This is a genomic window from Kitasatospora sp. MAP12-44, assembly GCF_029892095.1.
Taxonomy (GTDB): Bacteria; Actinomycetota; Actinomycetes; order Streptomycetales; family Streptomycetaceae; genus Kitasatospora.
Genome location: NZ_JARZAE010000004.1, coordinates 5,912,718 through 5,933,604, shown reverse-complemented (window position 1 = coordinate 5,933,604; position 20,887 = coordinate 5,912,718). Strand labels below are relative to the sequence as shown.

The window sequence follows — 20,887 nt, the reverse complement described above, 5'->3', positions numbered from 1 at the left end:
TGCTCCCCCTTGCTGGTGTCCTGCTGTGTCCTGCTGTGCGTGGCGCGCAGTTGGCGCGGCGTCACCCTACCGCCCGCCTGCGCCGGACAGCGGCTCGGTAGGATCTGCCCCTGCGCAGGGCGCACGGCGGGCGGACGGATCGCCCGAGTGTCAGCCGCGGTCGGCGGCGGGGGCAGGGCAGTCACAGGGGCGCCCCCTTCGGGACCTGATCCCCGCGCGTGAGGGCTGATGTCGTGAGTGTCGTGACCGTCAAGCGCCCGGCCCGGGCCTACCCGCCGGTGGTGCCGGACGAGCCGGTCGAGCTGATCACCCCGCCCGAACTGGGCCGGGCGGGCGGCGACGACTGGATGATGAGCCTGCTGCCGCTGCTGGGCATGGGCGGCTCGGCGGCCTTCTTCTTCATGCCGGGCTCGGCTCCGATGATGAAGATCATGGGCGTGATGATGGTGGCCTCCACCGCCGGCATGGGCGTGGCCCAGATCGTCAAGGCCCGCAAGGGCGGCAGCGGCGGCGTGGCGGACCAGCGCCGCGACTACCTCAAGTACCTGCAGCAGATGCGCCGTCAGGTCCGCCGCACGGCCGAGCGCCAGCGCGGCGCGCAGCTGTACCTGCACCCGGAGCCGGACCAGCTCTGGTCGATCGTCGCCGAGGGCCGCCGGCTCTGGGAACGGCGCCCGGGCGACCCGGACTTCGCCCAGGTCCGGCTGGGCCGCGGCCCGCAGCAGCTGGCCACCCCCCTGGTGGCCCCGCAGACCGCGCCGATGGACGAGCTGGAGCCGCTGGCCGCCGACGCGATGGCCAACTTCCTGAAGGCGCACGGCACTCTGCAGGAACTGCCGCTGGCCGTCTCGCTGCGCGCCTTCTACCACGTCACGGTCTGCGGCGACCCGGACGCGGTCCACGGCAACGTCCGCGCGATCATCGCCCAACTCACCACCCTGCACTCCCCCGACGACCTGGTGCTCGCCGTCGCGGCCGCCCCCGGCGCGCTGGAGGAGTGGGAGTGGGTCAAGTGGCTGCCGCACACCCAGCACCGCAAGGAGAACGACGGCGCCGGTTCGCGCCGGCTGATCGCGCCCGGCCTCGGCGAGCTCGAGCTGCTGCTGGCGGACGAGCTGTCGGGCCGCCAGCGGTTCTCCCGCGACGCGATCCCCACTCCCGACCAGCCGCACCTGGTGGTCGTCCTGGACAACGCCTCCGTCCCGCCGGACTCGCTGCTGGCCGGGCCGGACGGCGTGCACGGGGTGACGGTGATCGAGGTGGTGGCCGGCGAGCTGGACGAGCCGACCGGTCACCTGGTGATCAGCGTCAACCGCGAGGAGGTGCTGCTGCAGTCGGCCTCCGGCGCCTCCTACAGCGGCGCGCCCGACAGCCTCTCGGTCTGGCAGTCCGAGGCGCTGGCCCGCCAGCTGGCGCCGTACCGGATCTCGGCCGGCGGCGACGACGAACCGCTGCTGTCCAACCTGGACTTCACCGATCTGATGGGCGTCGGCGACGCCGGCGCGGTGGACGTCGGGCGCACCTGGCGCCCGCGCGCCCAGCACGAGAAGCTCCGGGTGCCGATCGGGGTCGGCGCCAACGGCGAGCTGGTGCACCTGGACATCAAGGAGGCCGCGCTGGAGGGCATGGGCCCGCACGGCCTGTGCGTGGGCGCGACCGGTTCGGGCAAGTCCGAGCTGCTGCGCACGCTGGTGCTCGGCCTGGCGATGACGCACTCCTCGGAGACCCTCAACTTCGTGCTCGCCGACTTCAAGGGCGGCGCCACCTTCGCCGGTATGGCGGACATGCCGCACACCTCCGCGGTGATCACCAACCTGGAGGGCGAGCTGACCCTGGTCGACCGGATGCGCGACGCCATCGAGGGCGAGCTGAACCGCCGCCAGGAACTGCTGCGCTCGGCCGGCAACTACGCCAACCTCAACGAGTACGAACGGGCCCGGGCGGCCGGCGCGGCGCTCGACCCGCTGCCCTCGCTGGTCCTGATCATCGACGAGTTCTCCGAACTGCTCACCGCCAAGCCCGATTTCATCGACATGTTCATCCAGATCGGCCGGATCGGCCGCTCGTTGGGCGTGCACCTGCTGCTGGCCTCGCAGCGCCTGGAGGAGGGCAAGCTGCGCGGTCTCGACACCTTCCTCTCCTACCGGATCGGTCTGCGGACCTTCTCGGCGGCCGAGTCGCGGGCGGCGATCGGGGCACCGGACGCCTACCACCTGCCGCCGGTGCCGGGCGTCGGCTACCTGAAGTTCGGCACCGACGTGATGGACCGCTTCAAGGCCGCGTACGTGTCCGGCCCCTACCGGGCGCCCGGGCAGCGGCGCTCCAGCGGGCGGGTCTCCAGTGCCCGGCCGGTGCTCTTCACCGCGGCCGAGGTGCCGGTGCTGGACGGGCCGGCGCAGGCGGTGGAGCCCGAGCCGGAGCAGCTGGACGACGCGCTGGTGGACACCGTGCTCGACGTGATCGTGCAGCGGATGGTCGGCCAGGGACCGGCCGCGCACCAGGTGTGGCTGCCGCCGCTGGACGAGGCGCCGAGTCTGGACCAGCTGGTGCCGCCGCTCCAGGCCACCCCTGAACGCGGTCTGACCTCACCGGACTTCGGCGCGCTGGGCCGCCTGGTGGTGCCGGTCGGCATCGTCGACCGGCCGCGCGAGCAGCGCCGCGACGTGCTCTACCAGGACTACTCGGGCGCGGCCGGCCACGGCCTGGTGGTCGGCGGCCCGCAGTCCGGCAAGTCGACGCTGATCCGCACCACGGTGGCCGGCTTCGCGGTCACCCACACGCCGGTGGAGACCCAGTTCTACCTGCTGGACCTCGGCGGCGGCGGCTTCCAGAGCCTCCAGGAGCTGCCGCACGTGGGCGGGGTCGCGGGCCGTCTGGACACCGACAAGGTGCGCCGGATGGTCAGCGAGGTGTACGGCGTGCTCAACCGGCGCGAGGAGTTGTTCCGGGCCACCGGCATCGACTCGATGACCACCTACCGCACCCGCCGGGCGGCCGGGCATCTGCCGGAGGAGGCGTTCGGTGACGTCTTCCTGGTGATCGACGGCTGGCTGACCTTCCGCCAGGAGTTCGAGGCGCTGGAGCCGGTGGTCGCGGACATCGCGCAGCGGGGCCTGGGCTACGGCGTCCACCTGGTGCTGACCGCCTCGCGCTACGCCGAGGTCCGCCCGGCCCTGAAGGACCTGCTGCAGAACCGCACCGAGCTGCGGCTGGGCGACCCGATGGAGTCCGAGATCGACCGCAAGGTCGCTCAGAACGTGCCGTCCGGCGCACCCGGGCGCGGGCTGACCGCCGCCAAGCTGCACTTCCTGGCCGGCCTGCCCCGGCTGGACGGCGCCTCCACCCGGGAGGATCTGGCGGCCGGTGTGGCCGCCCTGGTGGAGACGGTCGCCGCCGCCTGGAGCGGTCCGCGGGCGCCGCAGGTGCGGATGCTGCCGCGGGTACTGGACGGCGAGACGCTGCCCAAGGGCTTCGAGCAGCCCAAGCTCGGTGTCGCCTTCGGCATCGACGAGGTCGAGATGGCGCCGGTCTTCGTCAACTTCGAGACCGACCCGCTCTTCATCGTCTTCGGCGAGAGCGAGTCGGGGAAGTCCGCCCTGCTGCGGATGCTGATCAAGCAGATCACCGAGCGCTACCCGGCGGACCAGGCCGGCATCGTGGTCGGCGACTACCGGCGCGCGCTGCTGGGCGCGGTGCCGCCGGAGTACCTGGTGGAGTACGCGGCGGCGCAGCCGGCGATGTCCGCGATCGTCGACATGCTGCGCGGCGCCTGCGCCCGCCGGCTGCCCGGGCCGGACGTCACGGCCGAGCAGCTGCGCAACCGCAGCTGGTACACCGGCAAGGACATGTTCGTGATCGTGGACGACTACGAGCTGGTGGCCACCTCCTCGGGCAACCCGATGGCGGCGCTGGCCGAGTTCCTGCCGTTCGCGCGGGACATCGGCCTGCGGGTGATCATCGCGCGCAGTGCGGGTGGCGCCGGCCGCTCGATGTTCGAGCCGGTGATGCAGCGGATGCGGGAGCTGGGCGGGCAGGGTGTGCTGCTCTCCGGCAACCGGGACGAGGGCGTGCTGCTCGGGACCGTCAAGCCACAGGCGCTGCCGCCGGGCCGCGGGGTGTTCGTCTCGCGCCGGATGACCAGCGGGCAGACGGTCCAGACGGGCTGGCTGCCGATCCGCTAGCCGTTACGGACAGTGAGCAGGGGTCGGCCGCAGAGCTTGCGCGGCCGGCCCCTTCGCGTCCAGGGGCTGGACCGTTCCGGAATGTTATGGACTTTTTCTCATACCCATGCTGCGGATGTCGTCGCCGCGCGCCGGGGCGGCCGGGGCCGGAGTGACCTTCGGGGTCGCCTGGGCAGAACTGATCATCCCCGCATGGGGCCTTCGAATCTTGTGCACTTTGCGAAGTTCACCTTTGATTCAAGTCCCGTTGGCCAAAGTTAACAAGTCGGACATCAATCGTCACAGTCAGAAGTGATCATCGGATCAGAAGTTCACGGGCGTTCACACAACGGATTCCGAAGCATTTCGGCCATTGACGCGATCAATACGCACCAGGTTCCATGGCGGCCTGGGAGCGACAGAACCAATGCTCAGGCAACCCCCTCCGGAGGCGATACCGCTCCCCCACCCCAGCACCGCACAGGACCCGCGCGCCGCGCGTCGAGCCGATCGGAAACCCCCCATGACCGACACGCTTCGCCCTCCCGCCTCCGCCCCGGCGGTGACGGTCAGTACCGTCGACGCACCGCGGCAGCTCAAGCGCTCGCTGGGCGTCGTGGGCGGAACACTGCTCACGCTCTCCTGCGTGACACCGGCCTCCTCGCTCTTCGTCCTGGTCCCCACGCTCTTCAACAACCTGGGCACCGCCACCGCGCTGACCATCGCGATCGGCGCGGTCATCTGCGTCGCGGTGGCCTTCTGCTACTCCGAACTCGGCACCCTGATCCCCAGCGCCGGCGGCGAGTACGCCATGGTCGGCACGCTGGCGGGCCGCTTCGCGGGCTGGCTGGTCTTCATCCAGTCGATGATCGTGGTGATGATCGTGCCCTCGGTGATCGCGATCGGCACGGCCACCTACCTGGCCCCGATCGTGCACCTCAGCCCGGCGGTGGCCGGCGCCGGCGTGATGCTGGCCGCCACCGTCGCCGGTCTGCTCGACCTGCGGGCCAACGCCTGGATCACCGGCATCTTCCTGGTGCTCGAGGTGATCGCGTCCGCCGTCGTCTCGATCCTCGGCTTCGCGCACAGCCAGCGCGGCGTGAGCAGCCTCGTGCACGGCGTGCTCGCGGACCCCAAGGGCGCCACCAGCCCGGTCGGGCTCGGGGCGATCCTGGCCTCGATGGGCGTGGCGCTCTTCGTCACCCAGGGCTTCAGCACCGCGATCTACCTCTCCGAGGAGCTGGAGAACCCGCGCCGCAACGTCGCCCGCACGGTGCTCTGGACGCTCGGCCTCTCGGTCGTCGTGATCATCGTCCCGGTGGTCGCGATCACCCTGGGCGCGCCGGACCTGGCCACCCTGACCGGCGGCGACATTTCGAGCATGGTGGCCGGCTGGAGCAACTCCGCGCTCGGCACCTTCATCAGCCTGTGCATCGCGCTGGCCATCATCAACGCCGGCATCGTGATGGTCATCCAGAACTCCCGGGTGCTCTTCGCCTCCGGCCGCGACCGGGCCTGGCCCGCGGCGGTCAACAAGGCCTTCGGCACGCTGAACAAGTTCGACGCCCCCTGGGTCTCCACCCTGGCGGTCGGCCTGCCCGGCGCGGCGCTCTGCTTCGTCCCCGGCCTGCTGCTGACCAACATCACCGGTGTCGCGGTCGCCGCGCTCTACCTGCTGGTGGCCGGCGCGGCGCTGCTCTCCCGCCGGGCGCACCACAAGGACGCCGCCGCCTGGCGCCAGCCGCTCTGGCCGGTGCTGCCGGTGCTGCTGATCGTGGCGCTCGGCTACACCCTCACCCAGCTGGACCACACCGCGCTGATCTGGACCGGCGCGATCACCGCCGCGGCCACCCTGTACTGGGTGTTCTACCTGCGCCCGCGCCAGGCCAGCCGCTGGGTGATCACCATCCCGGAGGACGGCGAGTAGCAGCGACTACGCGCGAGTGGCCCGCATCCCTGCTGGGGGGTGCGGGCCACCGGCGTGTTCAGACCACCCGGCGCCGGCGCACGTCGCGCAGCACCACCGAGCCGCCGCCGATCAGCGCCACCAGCAGCGCGCCGGCGCCCAGCACGTAGGTCGCGGTGCGGCGGTCCCGGTCGGCCTGGGTCTCGCCCAGGCCCAGCGGCTGCGGCAGGATCGGCGCGTTGGCGAGCTGCACGGGGGCGTCGGGGACGGGCGTGTCGGCGGGCGGCGCGGTGTCCGTCACCGCCTTGACCGGGTCCACCACGCCCCAGCCGATGTAGTCGTTGCGCCCGCGCTCGGTGCGCTGGGCGGTCTGCTCGATCCGGGTGCGGATCTGCTGGGCCGACCAGGTCGGGTGCTCGCCCACCAGCAGCGCCGCGACCCCGGCGACGTACGGGGCGGAGAAGCTCGTCCCGTTGTCGACGCACTGGCCGCCGCCGGGGACGGTGGAGAGCATGTCGACGCCGGGCGCGGCCACCCCGACGAAGCTGCCGTACTGCGAGAAGGAGGCCCGCTCGTTGTTGCGGTCGGAGGCCCCGACGGCGAGCACGGTGGGGAAGGCCGCGGGGTAGGTCGGGCCGTCGCCGCCGTCGTTGCCGGAGGAGGCGACCACCACCACGTTCGCCGCCTCGGCGGCCTGGACCGCCTGGCGCAGCTGGTCGATGCCCTGGAAGGAGCCGCCGGCGTCGGTGCCCCGGACGTCCTGGGAGATGTTGATCACCTGGGCGTGCATGGCCACCGCGATGCCGATCGAGTGGATCAGGGTGTTCACATCGCCGTCGCCGGTGTCGTCGTTCTGCCGGATCGACAGGATGTCCGCGTCGGGGGCCAGGCCCACGAAGCCGACCCCGTCGCGCCGGGAGGCGGCGATGATGCCGGCCACCTTGGTGCCGTGGCCGACCGGATCGGCCAGGGCGCCGCCGGCGGCGGGCTGGCCGCCGTTGGTCTTGTCGATCAGCGGCGTGCCGCCGTCGAGCACCTTGCCGGGGGCGGCCAGCTGCGGGTTGCGGTTGTCGACGCCGGTGTCGATCACCGCGACCAGGACGCCCTTGCCGGTGACGCCGCCCTGCCAGAGCTGGTCGAGCAGCACCCGCTGCAGGGCCCACGGCGTGGCCTGGACGTCCTTGGACGGGAAGGTGCAGTCACCGGCCGCGGCGAGGCCCAGCGGTGACCAGTGCACCCCCGGCGGGTCGGCGGCGTACGCCGGGCCCGTCGAGAGCCCGGCCAGCACACCGAGCGCGGCCAGCGCGGCGGCGCTCCTGCGGTACGGCCTCGACGACACCTGTCCCCCTTTACGTGTTCGGGGCGGACGCCCGGTACCGGACGCCCGCCCCTGCCGTGCTCTCGCCTACTGCTGGTGCCAGATGGCGACGTTCGACGACTCGGTGTGCGTGTAGTTCGCGTGCGCGTTGTCCAGCGCCGTGGCGATCTGCAGCAGCGTGCTGTGCAGGTCGGCGGCCTTGGCGTCCCAGACGTTCTGGCGGGCCTGGTAGCCCTCCTGCGCCACACCGGTCCAGCTGTCGGCGATCCGCTTCACCTGGGTCCGCAGGTCGTCCAGCTGCTTCTTGATGGTGGCGGCCGTGGTGCGGACCTCGGAGCCCGCACCCTCGATGGTGCCGAAGTTGACAAGGATCTGACCGGCATCGGCCATGGTGACTCCTTAGGAAAAAGAGGGGAGGTCGGTCGCGCGGTCGGTCTTAGGTGCCGGCGACCTTGCTGATCGAGGAACGCTGGTCCTCTTCCGTCGCCGCGTACTGCTTGGCGGTGGCGTCGATCGCCGACTTGATCTCGCCGAGCACCTTGTTGAGCGCCCCCGCGTCCTCGTTCCACTGGTGCTGCAGGTTGTGGTAGGCCTTGGCGGCCTCGCCCTGCCACCCCTTGGTGATCGAGTCGACCAGGGCCTCGAGCTTCTTGAGCTCACCCTGGATCTGCCCGTTCACCTCGTCGATACTTCCTGAGAAGGCGCGCATCTCCTCAGCGGTCATCGTGAACTGACCAGCTGCCATATTCCACCGTCCCCCATGAGACAGACCTCGTCAGGATGGGCATTGCTCCACCTCATCCGACCGCACCACGGTGTGTGATGCCTGGCAAGCACTGTAGTGGCCGGGTACGACCGGCCCAACACCGGGAAGCCCGAGCGCTCGTCAGGAATTCTGCGCCTGCGTCGCGGTGTTGGTGTTGAGCGCCGGGCCGGCCGGCACCAGGTCCGACCACTCCCGGGGCACCGGCGCGGGCGTGGTGTCCTTGTAACCGAGCCTGGCCTGCGCCTCGTTGACCTGCGGCTGGGCGGCGGCCGAAGGGTCCGCGGTGGGCTGGGCGGCGGGCGCGCCGGCGGCGGTGCCCTCGCTGGTGGCGGGGACGGAGTAGCGCAGCCCGGTCTCGGTGATCAGGTAGTCGCTGCCCGAGCCCGTGCCGTTGTCCATCGCCCGGTAGAACAGGCCGTGGCCCGGGCTGACATGGGCGCTGGCCGAACCGGTCGTGAACGGCGCGGGGAAGTCGGTGCCGGCCCAGACGCTGCGCTGCACGGCGGCGCCGTTCATGCCGTCGAAGGTGCTGCACACCACCGGGCGGGCGATCTGCGCGTCGCCGGAGTTGGCCGGCGAGGGCAGCGGCCTGGTCTGCGGCCAGTCCGGCATCACGCCGAGCGGCCCGCTGGTGTCCTGCGGCTGGGTGAACCTGGCGTTGTCGGCCGGGGTGATCGGGTGGATGCTCGGGACCTGGCCGTCGTAGGTGTTCTCCAGCAGCGGCCGCTGGCGCATCAACTCGGCCTGGAACGCCGACACTTGGTAGAGCCGGTCGGCGCCCACCACGTAGTCGGACGCCCCGAAGGTCACCAGTCGGCCGACGAACCGCTCGGCCGGGTCGGAGAGTTGGACACTCGACGGGGTCTTCGCCTGGGTCAGCCCGGGGACTTCGGGAAAGCCGATCGGGGTGCCGTCCAGCAGGGTCTTCAGCCACTGGTCGGTCACCCGCTCGGGCTTGGCCTGGGTGCCGAAGAGCGCGGTGCGCAGCGCGGTCAGGTCGACGGCGCTCATCCCGGGCGTGCCGACCACGTGCTTGCGGCCCTGCGGATCGATCAGGTACTGCGTGCCGGCGACGCCGTTCTGGTCGATCGCCTGGACGTAGAGCGACTGGGCGCCGGAGAGCACCCGGTCCGGCCGGGCCAGCATGTCGGCGTCGGCGCCGGCCGCCACGAACACCGCCTGGTTGGGGTGCGCGTCGTCGGCGCCCGGACGGTCGCAGACCGACCACTTCTTGGTGCGGCCCGCGTCGTCGGCGCTGGGCAGCTTGTCGGGCGCGTACGGGATGCCGATGGTCGGGCCGTGTGAGCGGTAGTTGTCGAGCACCGAGTCGGCGACGAAGACCACCTTGGAGTCGACCGGCAGGACGAGCTTGGCCGAGGCCATGTTCAGCACCGGGTGCAGCACCTTGCTGCCGTCACTGCCCGGCAGGATGACGTAGCGGGTCGTCGAGTCCTTGCCCAGGATGACGTTGCTGCCGCTGTCCCAGCCCTGCGGGGCACTGGGTTTGATCATGCCCCAGACGCCGAAGCCGGCCACGATCACCGCGGCCAGCACCAGCGACGGCACCACCGCGCGGACCGGTCGCGGGGCGTCCTCGTCATTGCCCCCGCCGCCCGGCTGCAGGAAGGCGCCCACCGTGCGCTTGCGCGCGAAGGTGTACGCGTTCAGCTCGTCCCGGCGTGATGCCATGCTCGTCGTCTCCCCTGTTGCGGCCGCAGCGAGTCTGCCACCCGGAGAGCTCCGGCACCGGGCCAACCCTCTACGATGCGGCAGACGGTGAGTACGGTACGGGTACCGTTCGACACCCGGCCAGCCGGGCTGTGACAGCTGATCAGAGAGGGTCGCACGGGGGATGCCAAGCCAGAGCGCCGTGAGGCGACGCAGCACGGGCCACGGCAGGCGCGGCGACCCGGGCGGCGCCGCAACGGCCGCCGGCGCCGAGGCGGTCACCGTCAGGGTGCACCCGCGCGCCGGACTGCTCGGCAGCCGACTGCGGCTGCAGCAACTCGTCCTGGTCGAGGTCGCCGTGGCCCTGGTCGCCCTCGGCTGGACCATCGGCAAGATGGTGGCCGCGGTGTTCGCGGTGCCCGCCGTCCTGCTGCTGGTGCTCGCCGTCGTGCCGCTGCGCGGGCGCACGCTGCCCGAGGCGCTGCGGGTGCGCGCGGCCGGCCGGGCCCGCCGCCGGGAGGCCCTCGGCTACCTCCCGCCGCCCGGCACCGATCCGGGCCTGGCGCCCGTGCTGGAGCTCGAACCGGCGCTGCGCACCTGCACCCACGCCACCGAGAGCGACCTCGGCGCCGGCCGCCCGATCCGCCGGGAGACCGGCATGATCGGCGACGGCACCTTCCTGACCTCGCTGCTGCTCGTCCAGGCCAAGGACCAGCCGCTGCGCCCCGCGCGCACCGACCGTCCGCTGCCGCTGGAGCTGCTCTGCTCGGCGCTGCGGGTGGACGACATCGCGTTGGAGTCCGTCCAGCTGGTCCAGCACACCCAGCCGGCGCCGGCGCCGCACCTGCCCGAGCAGGCGCTGGCCACCCGTGCCTACCAGCAGCTGGCGGACGGGCCGGGCACCCCCGGGCTGCGGCTCAGCTGGGTCGCCCTCAAGCTCGACCCGGAGCGCGCGGCCACCGCGGTGGCCGCCCGCGGCGGCGGCGAGCAGGGCGCGCGCAAGGCGCTGCAACGGGTGACCGACCAGCTGGCCGGGCGCCTGGGCGGCGCCGGTTTCACCGCCACCGTGCTGGACGAGCGCGAGCTGATCGCCGCGCTCTCCGTCGCCACCTGCGCCAACCCACTGGCCACCGCGGGCCGGCAGGGCAGCGGCTCGGGCGCCGGGACCACCCGCAGGACCCAGGAGAGCGGCCGGTTCTGGCGCATCGACGACCGCTGGCACACCACCTACTGGATCTCCCGGTGGCCGCAGCTCAGCCGCCCGGACGGCGCTCCGGGCCGGGTCTCGGCCCCGGACCTGATCAACCTGGTCACCGGCACGGCCGCGCTGGCCAGCACCTTCAGCCTGACCGCCCGCCCCGGCACCGGCGGCTCGGTGGCGATCACCGGGCACGTCCGGGTGGTCGGCCGCAGCGAGAGCGAGGCCGGCGAGGTCGGCCGGCTGCTGGAGCAGCGCACCCAGAACACCGGCCTGGGCCTGGTCCGGCTGGATCTGGAGCAGGCGCCCGGCATGCTCGCCACCCTGCCGCTGGGAGGGACCTCCTGATGGCCTACCAGACCCGCCCCGCCCACCCCCCGCAGGACCCCACCGCCAGAATCCGCGCCATCACCCGGATCCGGGCCGGCTTCGGACTGCGCGGGCCGCGCCGGGAGCAGCACGTCCTCACCGCCGACCAACTCGGCGCGCTCTCCTTCCCGGTCGGCGACGACGGGGTGCTGATCGGCGAGGACCAGCAGCGCCGGCCCGCCGTGCTGGGCCTGTTCCGGCCCACCGCCTACGACGTGGTGCTGGTCGGCGGGGTGTGGACGGCGCAGCTCATCGCCCTGCGGGCGGCCGCGACCGGTGCCCGGATCGCGGTGGAGACCGCCCGGCCGCAGTTCTGGGCGCCCCTGGCGCAGGCCGCGGGCGGCGGGCAGCCGTGCATGACGGTCCATCCGTTCGGCCGGCTCGGTCCGCAGGGTGCCTCGGTCTCCGCGCCGGTCCTGGTGGTGCGCGACCTGGGCGCCAAGCCGCCGCGCAGCCGGCTCTCGGCCGGCCCCTGGCAGAGCACCCTGACGCTGCTCCCGCACCTGGGCCCCAACGCGACCCGGGTGCTGAACGCCGCCGACCTGGTCGGCGTGCAGCGGGTCGCGCCGCCGGAGGCCGAGCTGATCGGCCGGGTCCTCTCGCTCGGCGTCCAGGAGATCGCCGCACTGCCCACCCTCGGGGACGACTTCACCCTCTGGGCCACCCGAATCCGCAGGCAATTCATCCGGCTCGAACCCGGTACCGCCGAAGGCCAGCTGCTCGGCGGCCCGCGGCGGATGGACTAACCGCCGGGAGGCGACAATGAGCAACTACCAGCAGAACCCCGGCCCGTCCTGGACCGCGCCCGCGCCGTACCCGCAGGAGCCCGCCGCACCGTCGGCCCGCCTGCTCGGGCCCGTCAACTGGCGGGTGGTCAGGCTCTCGATCCCGATCAGCGCGCTGGCGCTCGGCCTGATCACGGTGCTCGCCTGGCCCAGCATCAAGACGCAGGTCAACCCACCGGTGGCGATGCACCGGCTGGTCCCGCCGCCCACCGTCACGCTGCGCGGCCAGCTGCTGAAGTCGGTGCCGGCGGCCCCCGAGGACCGGCCCGGCACGGACGCCGAGACCCAGGCGACCGGGCGCAACAAGCAGCTGCTCGGGCTGGTCCGGCTGGACGCCACGTACAGCCCGGACGGCACCAGGAACACCCCGCCCGGCTACCAGATCTTCGCCGGGTACGGCAACGTCGCGGACCCGGCCCAGCGGATGGACGAGGCGGTCGCCAACATCAAGCTGGCCGGCGCCACCCAGCTCGGCCCGATGAAGGAGTACGCCGCCAAGGGCAAGAACTCCGGCGACGTGCCGATCCGCTGCGCGCCGGTCTCGATCAGCGCCACCAGCTCGGTCGGCTGGTGCACCTGGGCCAACCGCAGCTCGGTCGGCACCGTCACGCTGATCAGTCTGAACCCCGGCGGCCCGACCCCGGACGACCTGTCGCAGCTGGCCGCGGACACCGCCACGCTGCGTGACAGCATGTACGTGGCGCCCTGACCGGCGGCTGCGGGGGAAGCGGGGGCGGTGGGGCCCGGCCGGGCGACCGGCGGATCGGGCCCTCCGCCTTCAGTGGGCCTTGCGTCAAGTCCTAGTCTTGTACGGCACCGCGACCGCGGCGGCGAACACGAGGGAGCCCAAGTTGAGCAGCGATCGGGACGGCGTCTACGTCGGCGACTCCGCGGCAGAGGACGACGACGACTGGTCCGACGCCCCCGACTACACTCCTCCGGCCTGGTACACCCAGGGCGAACCAGCGCAGGCCGAGGCGCCCGCGGCGGCGTTCGCGCCCCCGGCGCCGGTGGCTCAGGAGCTCACGCCGCCGCAGGACGCGCCCCCTCAGCCGATGCCGCCTCAGCCGGCACCGCAGCAGGACGCGGCGCCTGTGGTGACGCCGCCTGTGCTCACGCCGCCTCCGGTCGCGGTGGCGCCGGCCGAGCCCGCCCCCGCGCCTGCCCCCGCACCGGTACCGGCGGCGGCCCCGCAGCAGCACCAGCCGTACCAGCCGCCGGCCCTGGGCCCGACCGGCGGCTCGCCCTGGCCCGGGACCGAGCAGCCGCCGCAGCAGGTCCCGCCCCAGCAGCTGCCGCCGCAGCAACTCCCGCCGCAGCCCTACGCGCCGTACGCGCCCGTGCCGCCGCAGCAGCAGTACCAGCCGCCGGCCCCTGCACCGGCCCCGGCCCCTGCGCCGGCCATGACGACGGCTCAGCAGCCCCAGCCGCCCCAGCAGCCGCAGGCGCCGCAGCCCGGCCCCGGCGCGCCGTGGGCCCAGCAGCCCGCGCCGGGCCCGGTCGGTCCGGTCGGCCCAGTCAGCCCGATCCCGGCACAGCAGCAGCCGCCGCAGTCACAGCCACAGTCACAGCCGCACCCCGTCGACCCCCGGCAGGGCGGCTGGCCGCAGCCGGGCACCCAGCAGCCCGGCCCGCCGCCCGGCTACCCGCACCAGCAGGGCGTCCCGCAGGCCCCGGCCGCCTTCCAGCAGCCCGGCGGACCGGGCCGGCAGCAGCCGACCGCGCACGGCGCCCCGCTCGGCTACACCGCCGCCGTCGAGCTCTCCTCCGACCGCCTGCTGCGCAACCCGCCGAAGCAGCAACGCCAGGGCCCGCGCCTGAAGTTCGGTGGCAAGGCCGCGCAGGCCGAGCGCGAGCGGCGCCTGGAGATCATCCGCACCCCGGTGATGAGCTGCTACCGGATCGCGGTGATCAGCCTCAAGGGCGGCGTCGGCAAGACCACGACCACCACGGCGCTCGGCGCCACGCTGGCCAGCGAGCGCCAGGACAAGGTGATCGCGATCGACGCCAACCCGGACGCCGGCACGCTCGGACGCCGCGTCAAGCGGCAGACCGGCGCGACCATCCGCGACCTGGTGACGGCCATCCCGCACCTGCGCAGCTACATGGACATCCGGCAGTTCACCTCGCAGGACCTCAACTCCGGCCTGGAGATCCTGGCGAACGACGTCGACCCGGCGGTCTCCACCACCTTCAACGACTCGGACTACCGCCAGGTCATCGACGTGCTGGGCCGCCAGTACCCGATCATCCTGACCGACTCGGGCACCGGCCTGCTCTACAGCGCGATGCGCGGGGTGCTGGACCTGGCCGATCAGCTGATCATCGTCGCCACCCCGAGCGTGGACGGCGCCAGCAGCGCCAGCACCACGCTCGACTGGCTCTCCGCGCACGGCTACGCGGACCTGGTGCAGCGCAGCATCACGGTGGTCTCCGGAGTCCGCGAGACCAGCAAGATGATCCGGATCGAGGACATCGTCGCGCACTTCGAGACCCGCTGCCGCGGCGTCATCGTGGTGCCGTTCGACGAGAGCCTGTCGGCCGGCGCCGAGGTCAACCTCGACATGATGCGACCCAAGGTCCGCGAGGCGTACTTCGAACTGGCCACCCTGGTCGGCGAGGACATCGCCCGCGCGCAGCACGCCGCGGCGGCCAACGCCGGCTGGCAGCAGCAGCACCAGCCGCAACCCCCGCAGCAACAGCCCCCGCAGCAGCAACAGCAGCAACAACCGTGGGCCTACCAGCAGCCCCCGCAGGGCGGCCAGCCCTGGGCCCCGCAGCCGGGCCAGGCCCCGCCGCCCCCGCCGCCGTACGGGCAGCAGCCGCCGCCCCCCGGCTACGGCTACCCGCAGCCCGCACCGCCGCAGGACTGGGCCCAGCCCCCGGCCCAGCAGCGCCCCGAGCAGCCCGGCCCGCCGCCCGCGGGCTACGGCTACCCGCAGCAGCACCAGCCGCAACCTCCGCACCAACAGGCTCCGCAGCAGCAGTGAGTACGCGCGAGGGCCCGCCCGGTTCGCCCGGGCGGGCCCCTGCGCGTACTCGGCCGGTCGGTCTCAGCCGGCCGCGGTGAGCTCCTTGGCCTGCTTGACGTCGACCGCCATCCGTTCGAGCAGCGCGTCGATCGAGTCGAACTTCTCCATCCCGCGCAGGTAGGCGAGGAAGTCCACCGAGACGTGCATCCCGTAGAGATCCAGACCCACCCGGTCGATGGCGTAGGCCTCGACCGTGCGGCTGGTGCCGTCGAAGGTCGGGTTGGTGCCGACCGAGATCGCCGCGGGCATCCGCTCGCCGTCCGCGGTCAGCCAGCCCGCGTACACGCCGTCGGCCGGGATCGCGCTGTGCGGCACGGTGTCCACGTTGGCCGTCGGGAAGCCGAGTTCGCGCCCGCGCTGCGCGCCGCGCACCACGATCCCCTCGACCTGGTGCGGACGGCCCAGCACCTCGGCCGCGCCGCGCACATCGCCCGCCGCCACCAGCCGGCGGGCCAGGCTGGACGAGAACGGCTCGCCGCCGGCCACCTCGCCGCGGATCTGCAGATCGACCACCTCGACCTCGAAGTCGGCCGCCCGGCCCAGCTCGGCCAGCAGCGCGACATCGCCGGCCGCCTTGTGGCCGAACCGGAAGTTGGGACCCTCGATCACCAGCCGCGCGTGCAGCGCGTCCACCAGCGCCTGCTGGACGAACTGCTGCGGCGACTCCTGGGAGAACTCCAGCGTGAACGGCAGCACCAGCACCGCGTCCACACCCAGCGTCGCCACCAGCTCGGCCCGGCGCGGCTGCGGGGCCAGCAGCGGCGGGTGGCTGCCGGGGCGGACCACCTCGCTGGGGTGCGGGTCGAAGGTCACCAGCACGGTCCTGGCGCCGAGTTCACGGGCCCGCTCGACCGCGCGACTGATGATCAGTTGGTGTCCCAGGTGCACTCCGTCGAAGGAACCGATGGTGACGACGCTGCGTCCCCAGTCGCCGGGAATCTCCTCCAGGCCACGCCAGCGCTGCACCCTGACCGCTCCTTTTCCGCTCCGAACACCTCTGCCAGGTGCTCAAACGCTTGAACTCCAACCCCTATAGCGTGCCATGCGCCGGTCCGCGCTCCGGCACCGGAACACCCGCTGCGAGCGAGGCCGGTGCGGCGCTGCGCCGTACGGGGTCCCGTTCGGCCCGCGCGGCGGCGTACTGCGGGTCCCGCCCCTGCGCCACCAGCTCACGCATCCGGGCCAGCAGCGGGCCGCCGGCCGGGGGCAGCGCTTCGGCCGGCCACTCGGCCAGCAGCAGGGCGAAACCGGCCGTCCGGCCCGCGCAGCGCACCAGTGCGGCGTCCAGCCGGTCGGCGCCGGCCGGGCTCCCGGCCCGCTCCCAGGCGTCGGCGATCCGGCGCACCACCGCGCGAGCCCGCTCGGGTCCGTGCGCGGCGCCGGCCAGCGCCAGCCGCTCCAGGACGGGTTCCAGCACCGCCGGATCCTGCTCGGTGGCGAGCAGCCGGTCCAGGAACCCGCGCCGCAGCGCGTCCTGCGCCGGGGCCGCCAGCACCAGCACGAAGGCCCGGCGGACGGCGGACGGGCGATCGGCCGGCCGCGGGCCGAGCAGCGCGGTCAGATCGCCCTGGACGGCGGTGCCGCGCGCCAGCCGGTGGCCCAGGTACTCCGCGACCAGCTCGGCCCGCTCGGGTCGCTCGCGCAGCAGCCGGCCGGCCAGCCTGGTGCGCGGATCCGGCAGCCCGGCCGGCCCGTCGCCCTGTCCGGCCGCCGGGTCCGCCTCCGCGAGGACCCGCAGCACCTGCGCCGCCCCGCCGCCGGGTGCCGCCAGCCGCGCCTCGAAGGCCGCCAGCACCGCCTCCTGGTCGCTCTCCAGCGCCGGGGCCAGCACCTGCGCCGTGACGAACGGGTCGTCCGCGCGGTATGCCGCCAGCGCGGCGGGCAGGTGCCTGGAACGGGTCCCCGGGTCGCGCACCAGCAGCGCCAGCGCCGCGCCGTGCAGCCCCGGTTCGTCCTCCCTGGCCAGCAGGGCGAGGGCCGCGTGGCGCAGCAGCGCCACCCCCGCGCCGCTCGCGTAGGGCGCGGCCCGCACCGCGTGCACGGCGGCGGCCACATGCCGCTCGGGGCGCGGGTCGTGACTCCAGCGGTCGACCGCCCGGCAGAGCGCGGACGGCTCCTCGACGGCCAGCACGCTGAGCAGCGCGTCCGCCCGCGGGTCCGCCGCGGCGACCAGCTGCTCCGTCAACTCGTCGACGTCCAGCGCCCGGTGGGCGTAGAGCAGCTCCTGCGCGAGGTCCGCGACGCTCGCGCCGGAGCGGGCGGCCAGCCCCCGGCCGTCGGCGAACCAGCGGCAGAACAGCGGCAGCGCCGCCTGCGGCTCGGCCCTCAACTGCTCGGCAGCCAGGGCGAGGAAGCCCTGCTCCGGACCGTCCGCCCGGACCAGGACGCGCAACAACCCCACCCGGTCGGCCGGATCGAGCGGCAGCGCGGCCCAGAAGGCCGGCCCGAACCGGCCGAGCCCGCCAGGGCGGCCGTCCCGCAGCCGGGCGAAGCCGCCCATCTCGGCGGCCTGTTCGGCGACCCGCTCCGCGAGCTCGGCCAGCAGCTCGCGATGGGCCGCCGGGTCGGGGCTGGTCCGCAGCCCACCCGCCAGCAACCGGGCCGCCCACCACTGCGGGTCGCTCCCGCCGACGTCCCCCTCCTGCGCGGCGCTCGCGACGTCCAGCACCCGCCACAGCCGCCGCAGCCAGGGCTCAAGACCGGACGCCCCGCGGCTCTCGCCCAGCGTCCGCAGCGCCAGCGCGACCGCGCCGACCCGGTGGCGCGGCACCACCGGCGCTGCCGGCCGCGAGCCGTCCTCGGCCAGCAGCAGCCGCAGCGCCGCGTCCAGGTCCAGATGCAGCCCCTGCAGCCAGTCCGCCAACTCCTCGTGCGCCAGCCGGTAGCCGTCCCCGGCGACCACGAAGAGCCCCTCCGCGAGCACCGCCTGCGCCCACCCGGCCGCCGGCGGGAAGAGCTCCGCGAAGGCCGTCGGCCCGAGCCCGCCCTGCCCGGGCCCGAGCATCCGCCGGGCCGCCTCGTGCACCCGGCCCGCCACCGCCGCCGCCAGCCGCCGTACCTGCCCGGCGCTCGACCGGGCGGACGGCAGCGGGGCACCCCGACGGTGCGCGGCCGCCCGCCGCAGCTGCGCCGGATCGCCCGGACCGTCCGCGATCCGCTGGGCGATCCGCAGGCAGCACAGGTCCAGGCCCGCCGCGTACAGCTCCGCGCGGCTCGCGGCCGGCTGCTCGACCCCCGCCTCGCGCAGCTGCCCGGCCAGCCGCAGCGCCAACGGGTCCGCCTCCCCCGCCGGGCACGGCACGCCGTACCGCTCGGCGGCCCGTTCGGCGGCCTCGGCGCGCAGCGGACCGAGCCGGTAGAGCTGGACGGCCTCGGGCTCGACGCCGCCCGCGTAGCACTCCCAGCTCTCCGGGCGGCAGGCCATCAGCAGCCGCGCGCCGGTGTCCCGCAGCCACTGCACGGTCTCCCGGTGCCAGGTCGCGTCCAGCGCGCTCGCGGCCTCCTCCGGCCCGTCCAGCACGACCAGCAGCGGCCGCCCCGCCGCCGCGGCGACCCGGGCCAGCTCCTGCACCTGCGCGTGCACCCGGGCCGGCTCGCCCGCCGCGCCCGCCGCGCCGACCCGGGCGAGTGCGCGGTCCAGCGCCTGCGCCGGGGTGCGGTCACCGGCCCGCAGCTCCGCCCCGCGCAGCCAGAGGGTGGGCAGCGGCCGGGCCCCGCCGGACCGGCGCACGGCCAGCGCCGCCAGCTCCGAGCTGCGCCCGCTGCCGGGCTCGCCGACCAGGACGGTGACGGGCAGCGCCGGCTCCTCGCCCGCAAGGCCGTCGGGCCGGTCCACCCGGTCGGCGGCCAGCTCGACGATCCGGCTCGGACCGGCGCTCGCCTCGGCCAGCTGGCGGGCGGCCAGTTCCAGCACCCCGCCGAGGTTCAGGGCCGGTCCGTAGCCGGGGGCGGCGAGCGCGTTGCGGGCCAGCAGCGCGCCGAGCGGCCCGGTGGCCTGCGCGGGGTCGGCCGGCCGGGCGGGTACGGCCGCCAGCACCCCGGGCGGCACGCCTCGCAGGCCCGGGGCCAGCAGTCCGAGCACGGCACCGCTCTGCGCGTCCAGCACCGGCAGTCCGGCCTGCCGCGCGCCGGCGGTGGGCAGCTCGAGCAGCAGCACCCCCGCCATCAGCCGCGATGCCCCCGGACCGGTCGCCAGCGCCGTGCCGATGCCCGCCAGGCTGCCCGGCAGCTGTGCCGGCTCCCCCTCCGGCTGCACCAGCAGCACCGGTCGGCCGCTCTCCTGCGGGCCAAGGGTGAGCGGGTCGATGGCGGGCGGGCCGATGGTGAGCGGCACGCCGTCGAGCTCCCCGGCGGCCAGCAGGGCGAGACCGCACTCCGGCAGCTCGGTCAGCTCCTCCGGCCCGAGCCGGCGGCTCTCGCCCGCCGCGCTCTCCAGGAGCACACCGGGCTGCCCCGCCACCACCTCGTACCCGGTCAGCACCGTCCCGCACAGATCGGCCAGGAAGCCGAAGCCGAGCGGACGCCCGTCCAGGTCGCGGATTCTCAGCAGTGCCCGGTCGGCCCGGAACCCGGCCGGAGCATGCCGCTGCTCACTGCCCGCCATGCGCGCTGCCCTCCCCGGCGGGCTACGGCCGGGCCGCTCAGCGCTGCCGTGCTCGCCGCGGGGAGCCTGCCCGCGCTACGGGCCGAGCGACCCCGAGCGCACCCTTCACCACCGGCGTTCGCCTCGCGCGCTCGCCCGTCCGGGTGAGTTTCGCGGGTTCATACGGACTCTTATCCGACGAACACCGCGACCGGCACCGCCTTGCCGTCCTTCTCCTCCACCAGCGCGAGGAAGGTGCCGTCCGGCCCGAAGACCGCGATCGGGCCGTCCACCCCGAGCCCGGGCGCCGGCAGCCGCACCCCGGTGGAGAGCAGCCGGGCCTCGTCCGCGCCGATCTCCCAGCGCGGGAAGGCAGCCGTGGCGGCCTCGCCGATCGGCAGCACCTCGAACTTCTCCTCCAGCTGCTCCAGGGTGCGCGCCGACTCCACGCCGTACGGGCCCACCCGGGTGCGGCGCAGCGCCGTCAGGTGCCCGCCGACGCCGAGGCCGGCCCCCAGGTCCCGGGCCAGCGCCCGGATGTAGGTGCCGGACGAGCACTCCACGGTGACGTCCAGGTCGATCACCGGCGTGCCGTCCTCGGCCACCGCCGCGCGCTGGGCGTGCACGGTGAACGAGTACACCGTGGTCGGCCGGGCCGGGATCTCGAACTCCTCGCCCTCGCGCACCCGGGTGTACGAGCGCTTGCCGTCGATCTTGATGGCGCTGACCTTCGACGGCACCTGCATGATCTCGCCGGTCAGCAGCCCGATCCCGGCGTCGATCGCCTCCCGGGTCACCGCCTGCGCCGGGGCCGAGGCGGTGACCTCACCCTCCCGGTCGTCGGTCACGGTGGTCTGGCCGAGCCGGATGGTGGCCTCGTACGTCTTGGCGGTGAGCATCAGGTGCCCGAGCAGCCGGGTGGCCCGCTCGACGCCGATGATCAGGACGCCGGTGGCCATCGGGTCCAGCGTCCCGGCGTGGCCGACCTTCCTGGTCCCGGCCAGCCACCGCATCTTGGCCACCACCCCGTGCGAGGTGATGCCCTCCGGCTTGTCGACGATGACCAGGCCGTCGGGGCCAGTGCCTTTGCGCTTCATCAGTTC

At 74.2% G+C, this 20,887-nt stretch carries 13 protein-coding genes; 6 read left to right on the top strand and 7 right to left on the bottom strand.

Annotated features, from left to right (window positions below; translation table 11 throughout):
• Positions 1–233 precede the first annotated feature (233 nt).
• Positions 234–4,181 (top strand): type VII secretion protein EccCa, encoded by a 3,948-nt coding sequence (gene eccCa / locus P3T34_RS27240; RefSeq protein WP_280668669.1) that lies wholly within the window; start codon positions 234–236, stop codon positions 4,179–4,181.
• 502 nt (positions 4,182–4,683) lie between these two features.
• The gene (locus P3T34_RS27235; protein WP_280668668.1) at positions 4,684–6,087 is read left to right on the top strand and encodes an APC family permease; all 1,404 of its coding nucleotides are present in this window, start codon (positions 4,684–4,686) and stop codon (positions 6,085–6,087) included.
• Positions 6,088–6,145: 58 nt separating this feature from the next.
• On the opposite strand, the gene mycP is transcribed toward P3T34_RS27235, so the two are convergent.
• The 4 genes from mycP to eccB all read right to left on the bottom strand — a co-directional run bounded on the left by mycP (position 6,146) and on the right by eccB (position 9,839).
• Positions 6,146–7,405 carry a type VII secretion-associated serine protease mycosin gene (mycP, locus tag P3T34_RS27230; protein WP_280668667.1) on the bottom strand — a complete coding sequence of 420 codons (1,260 nt, stop codon included), beginning with the start codon at positions 7,403–7,405 and terminating at the stop codon, positions 6,146–6,148.
• Between the two features lie 66 nt (positions 7,406–7,471).
• A complete protein-coding gene (locus P3T34_RS27225) occupies positions 7,472–7,774 on the bottom strand; it encodes a WXG100 family type VII secretion target (protein ID WP_280668666.1) in 303 nt (100 codons plus the stop codon).
• Between the two features lie 46 nt (positions 7,775–7,820).
• Positions 7,821–8,129 (bottom strand): WXG100 family type VII secretion target, encoded by a 309-nt coding sequence (locus tag P3T34_RS27220; RefSeq protein WP_280668665.1) that lies wholly within the window; start codon positions 8,127–8,129, stop codon positions 7,821–7,823.
• Between the two features lie 141 nt (positions 8,130–8,270).
• Positions 8,271–9,839: a type VII secretion protein EccB gene (gene eccB, locus P3T34_RS27215; RefSeq protein WP_280668664.1), complete on the bottom strand. Its 1,569-nt coding sequence runs from the start codon at positions 9,837–9,839 to the stop codon at positions 8,271–8,273.
• A 181-nt stretch (positions 9,840–10,020) separates the two neighbouring features.
• Here eccB and eccE point away from each other — a divergent pair, with 181 nt between their 5' ends.
• The 4 genes from eccE to P3T34_RS27195 all read left to right on the top strand — a co-directional run bounded on the left by eccE (position 10,021) and on the right by P3T34_RS27195 (position 15,160).
• Complete coding sequence (gene eccE / locus P3T34_RS27210) at positions 10,021–11,364, top strand: type VII secretion protein EccE (RefSeq protein WP_280668663.1); 1,344 nt, start codon at positions 10,021–10,023, stop codon at positions 11,362–11,364.
• Entirely contained in the window at positions 11,364–12,131 is a 768-nt protein-coding gene (locus P3T34_RS27205) for a hypothetical protein (protein ID WP_280668662.1), read from the top strand. The genes eccE and P3T34_RS27205 overlap by 1 nt, the downstream gene beginning before the upstream one ends.
• A 16-nt stretch (positions 12,132–12,147) precedes the next feature.
• Positions 12,148–12,879 carry a hypothetical protein gene (locus P3T34_RS27200; RefSeq protein WP_280668661.1) on the top strand — a complete coding sequence of 244 codons (732 nt, stop codon included), beginning with the start codon at positions 12,148–12,150 and terminating at the stop codon, positions 12,877–12,879.
• Between the two features lie 142 nt (positions 12,880–13,021).
• Entirely contained in the window at positions 13,022–15,160 is a 2,139-nt protein-coding gene (locus P3T34_RS27195) for a MinD/ParA family protein (protein ID WP_348534694.1), read from the top strand.
• 63 nt (positions 15,161–15,223) lie between these two features.
• On the opposite strand, the gene P3T34_RS27190 is transcribed toward P3T34_RS27195, so the two are convergent.
• The 3 genes from P3T34_RS27190 to truB form a co-directional block, all read right to left on the bottom strand.
• Complete coding sequence (locus P3T34_RS27190; RefSeq protein ID WP_280668660.1) at positions 15,224–16,168, bottom strand: bifunctional riboflavin kinase/FAD synthetase; 945 nt, start codon at positions 16,166–16,168, stop codon at positions 15,224–15,226.
• A 64-nt stretch (positions 16,169–16,232) separates the two neighbouring features.
• A complete protein-coding gene (locus P3T34_RS27185; protein WP_280668659.1) occupies positions 16,233–19,805 on the bottom strand; it encodes a serine protease in 3,573 nt (1,190 codons plus the stop codon).
• Between the two features lie 170 nt (positions 19,806–19,975).
• Complete coding sequence (truB, locus tag P3T34_RS27180) at positions 19,976–20,881, bottom strand: tRNA pseudouridine(55) synthase TruB (protein WP_280668658.1); 906 nt, start codon at positions 20,879–20,881, stop codon at positions 19,976–19,978.
• Positions 20,882–20,887 lie beyond the last annotated feature (6 nt).

What these genes read in the sequence shown, in the direction of transcription:
- P3T34_RS27235 (WP_280668668.1), top strand. Translation starts at nt 4,684, where the DNA reads ATGACCGACACGCTTCGCCCTCCCGCCTCCGCCCCGGCGGTGACGGTC.
- P3T34_RS27225 (WP_280668666.1), bottom strand. Translation starts at nt 7,774, where the DNA reads ATGGCCGATGCCGGTCAGATCCTTGTCAACTTCGGCACCATCGAGGGT.
- P3T34_RS27220 (WP_280668665.1), bottom strand. Translation starts at nt 8,129, where the DNA reads ATGGCAGCTGGTCAGTTCACGATGACCGCTGAGGAGATGCGCGCCTTC.
- eccB (WP_280668664.1), bottom strand. Translation starts at nt 9,839, where the DNA reads ATGGCATCACGCCGGGACGAGCTGAACGCGTACACCTTCGCGCGCAAG.
- P3T34_RS27205 (WP_280668662.1), top strand. Translation starts at nt 11,364, where the DNA reads ATGGCCTACCAGACCCGCCCCGCCCACCCCCCGCAGGACCCCACCGCC.
- P3T34_RS27200 (WP_280668661.1), top strand. Translation starts at nt 12,148, where the DNA reads ATGAGCAACTACCAGCAGAACCCCGGCCCGTCCTGGACCGCGCCCGCG.
- P3T34_RS27185 (WP_280668659.1), bottom strand. Translation starts at nt 19,805, where the DNA reads ATGGCGGGCAGTGAGCAGCGGCATGCTCCGGCCGGGTTCCGGGCCGAC.
- truB (WP_280668658.1), bottom strand. Translation starts at nt 20,881, where the DNA reads ATGAAGCGCAAAGGCACTGGCCCCGACGGCCTGGTCATCGTCGACAAG.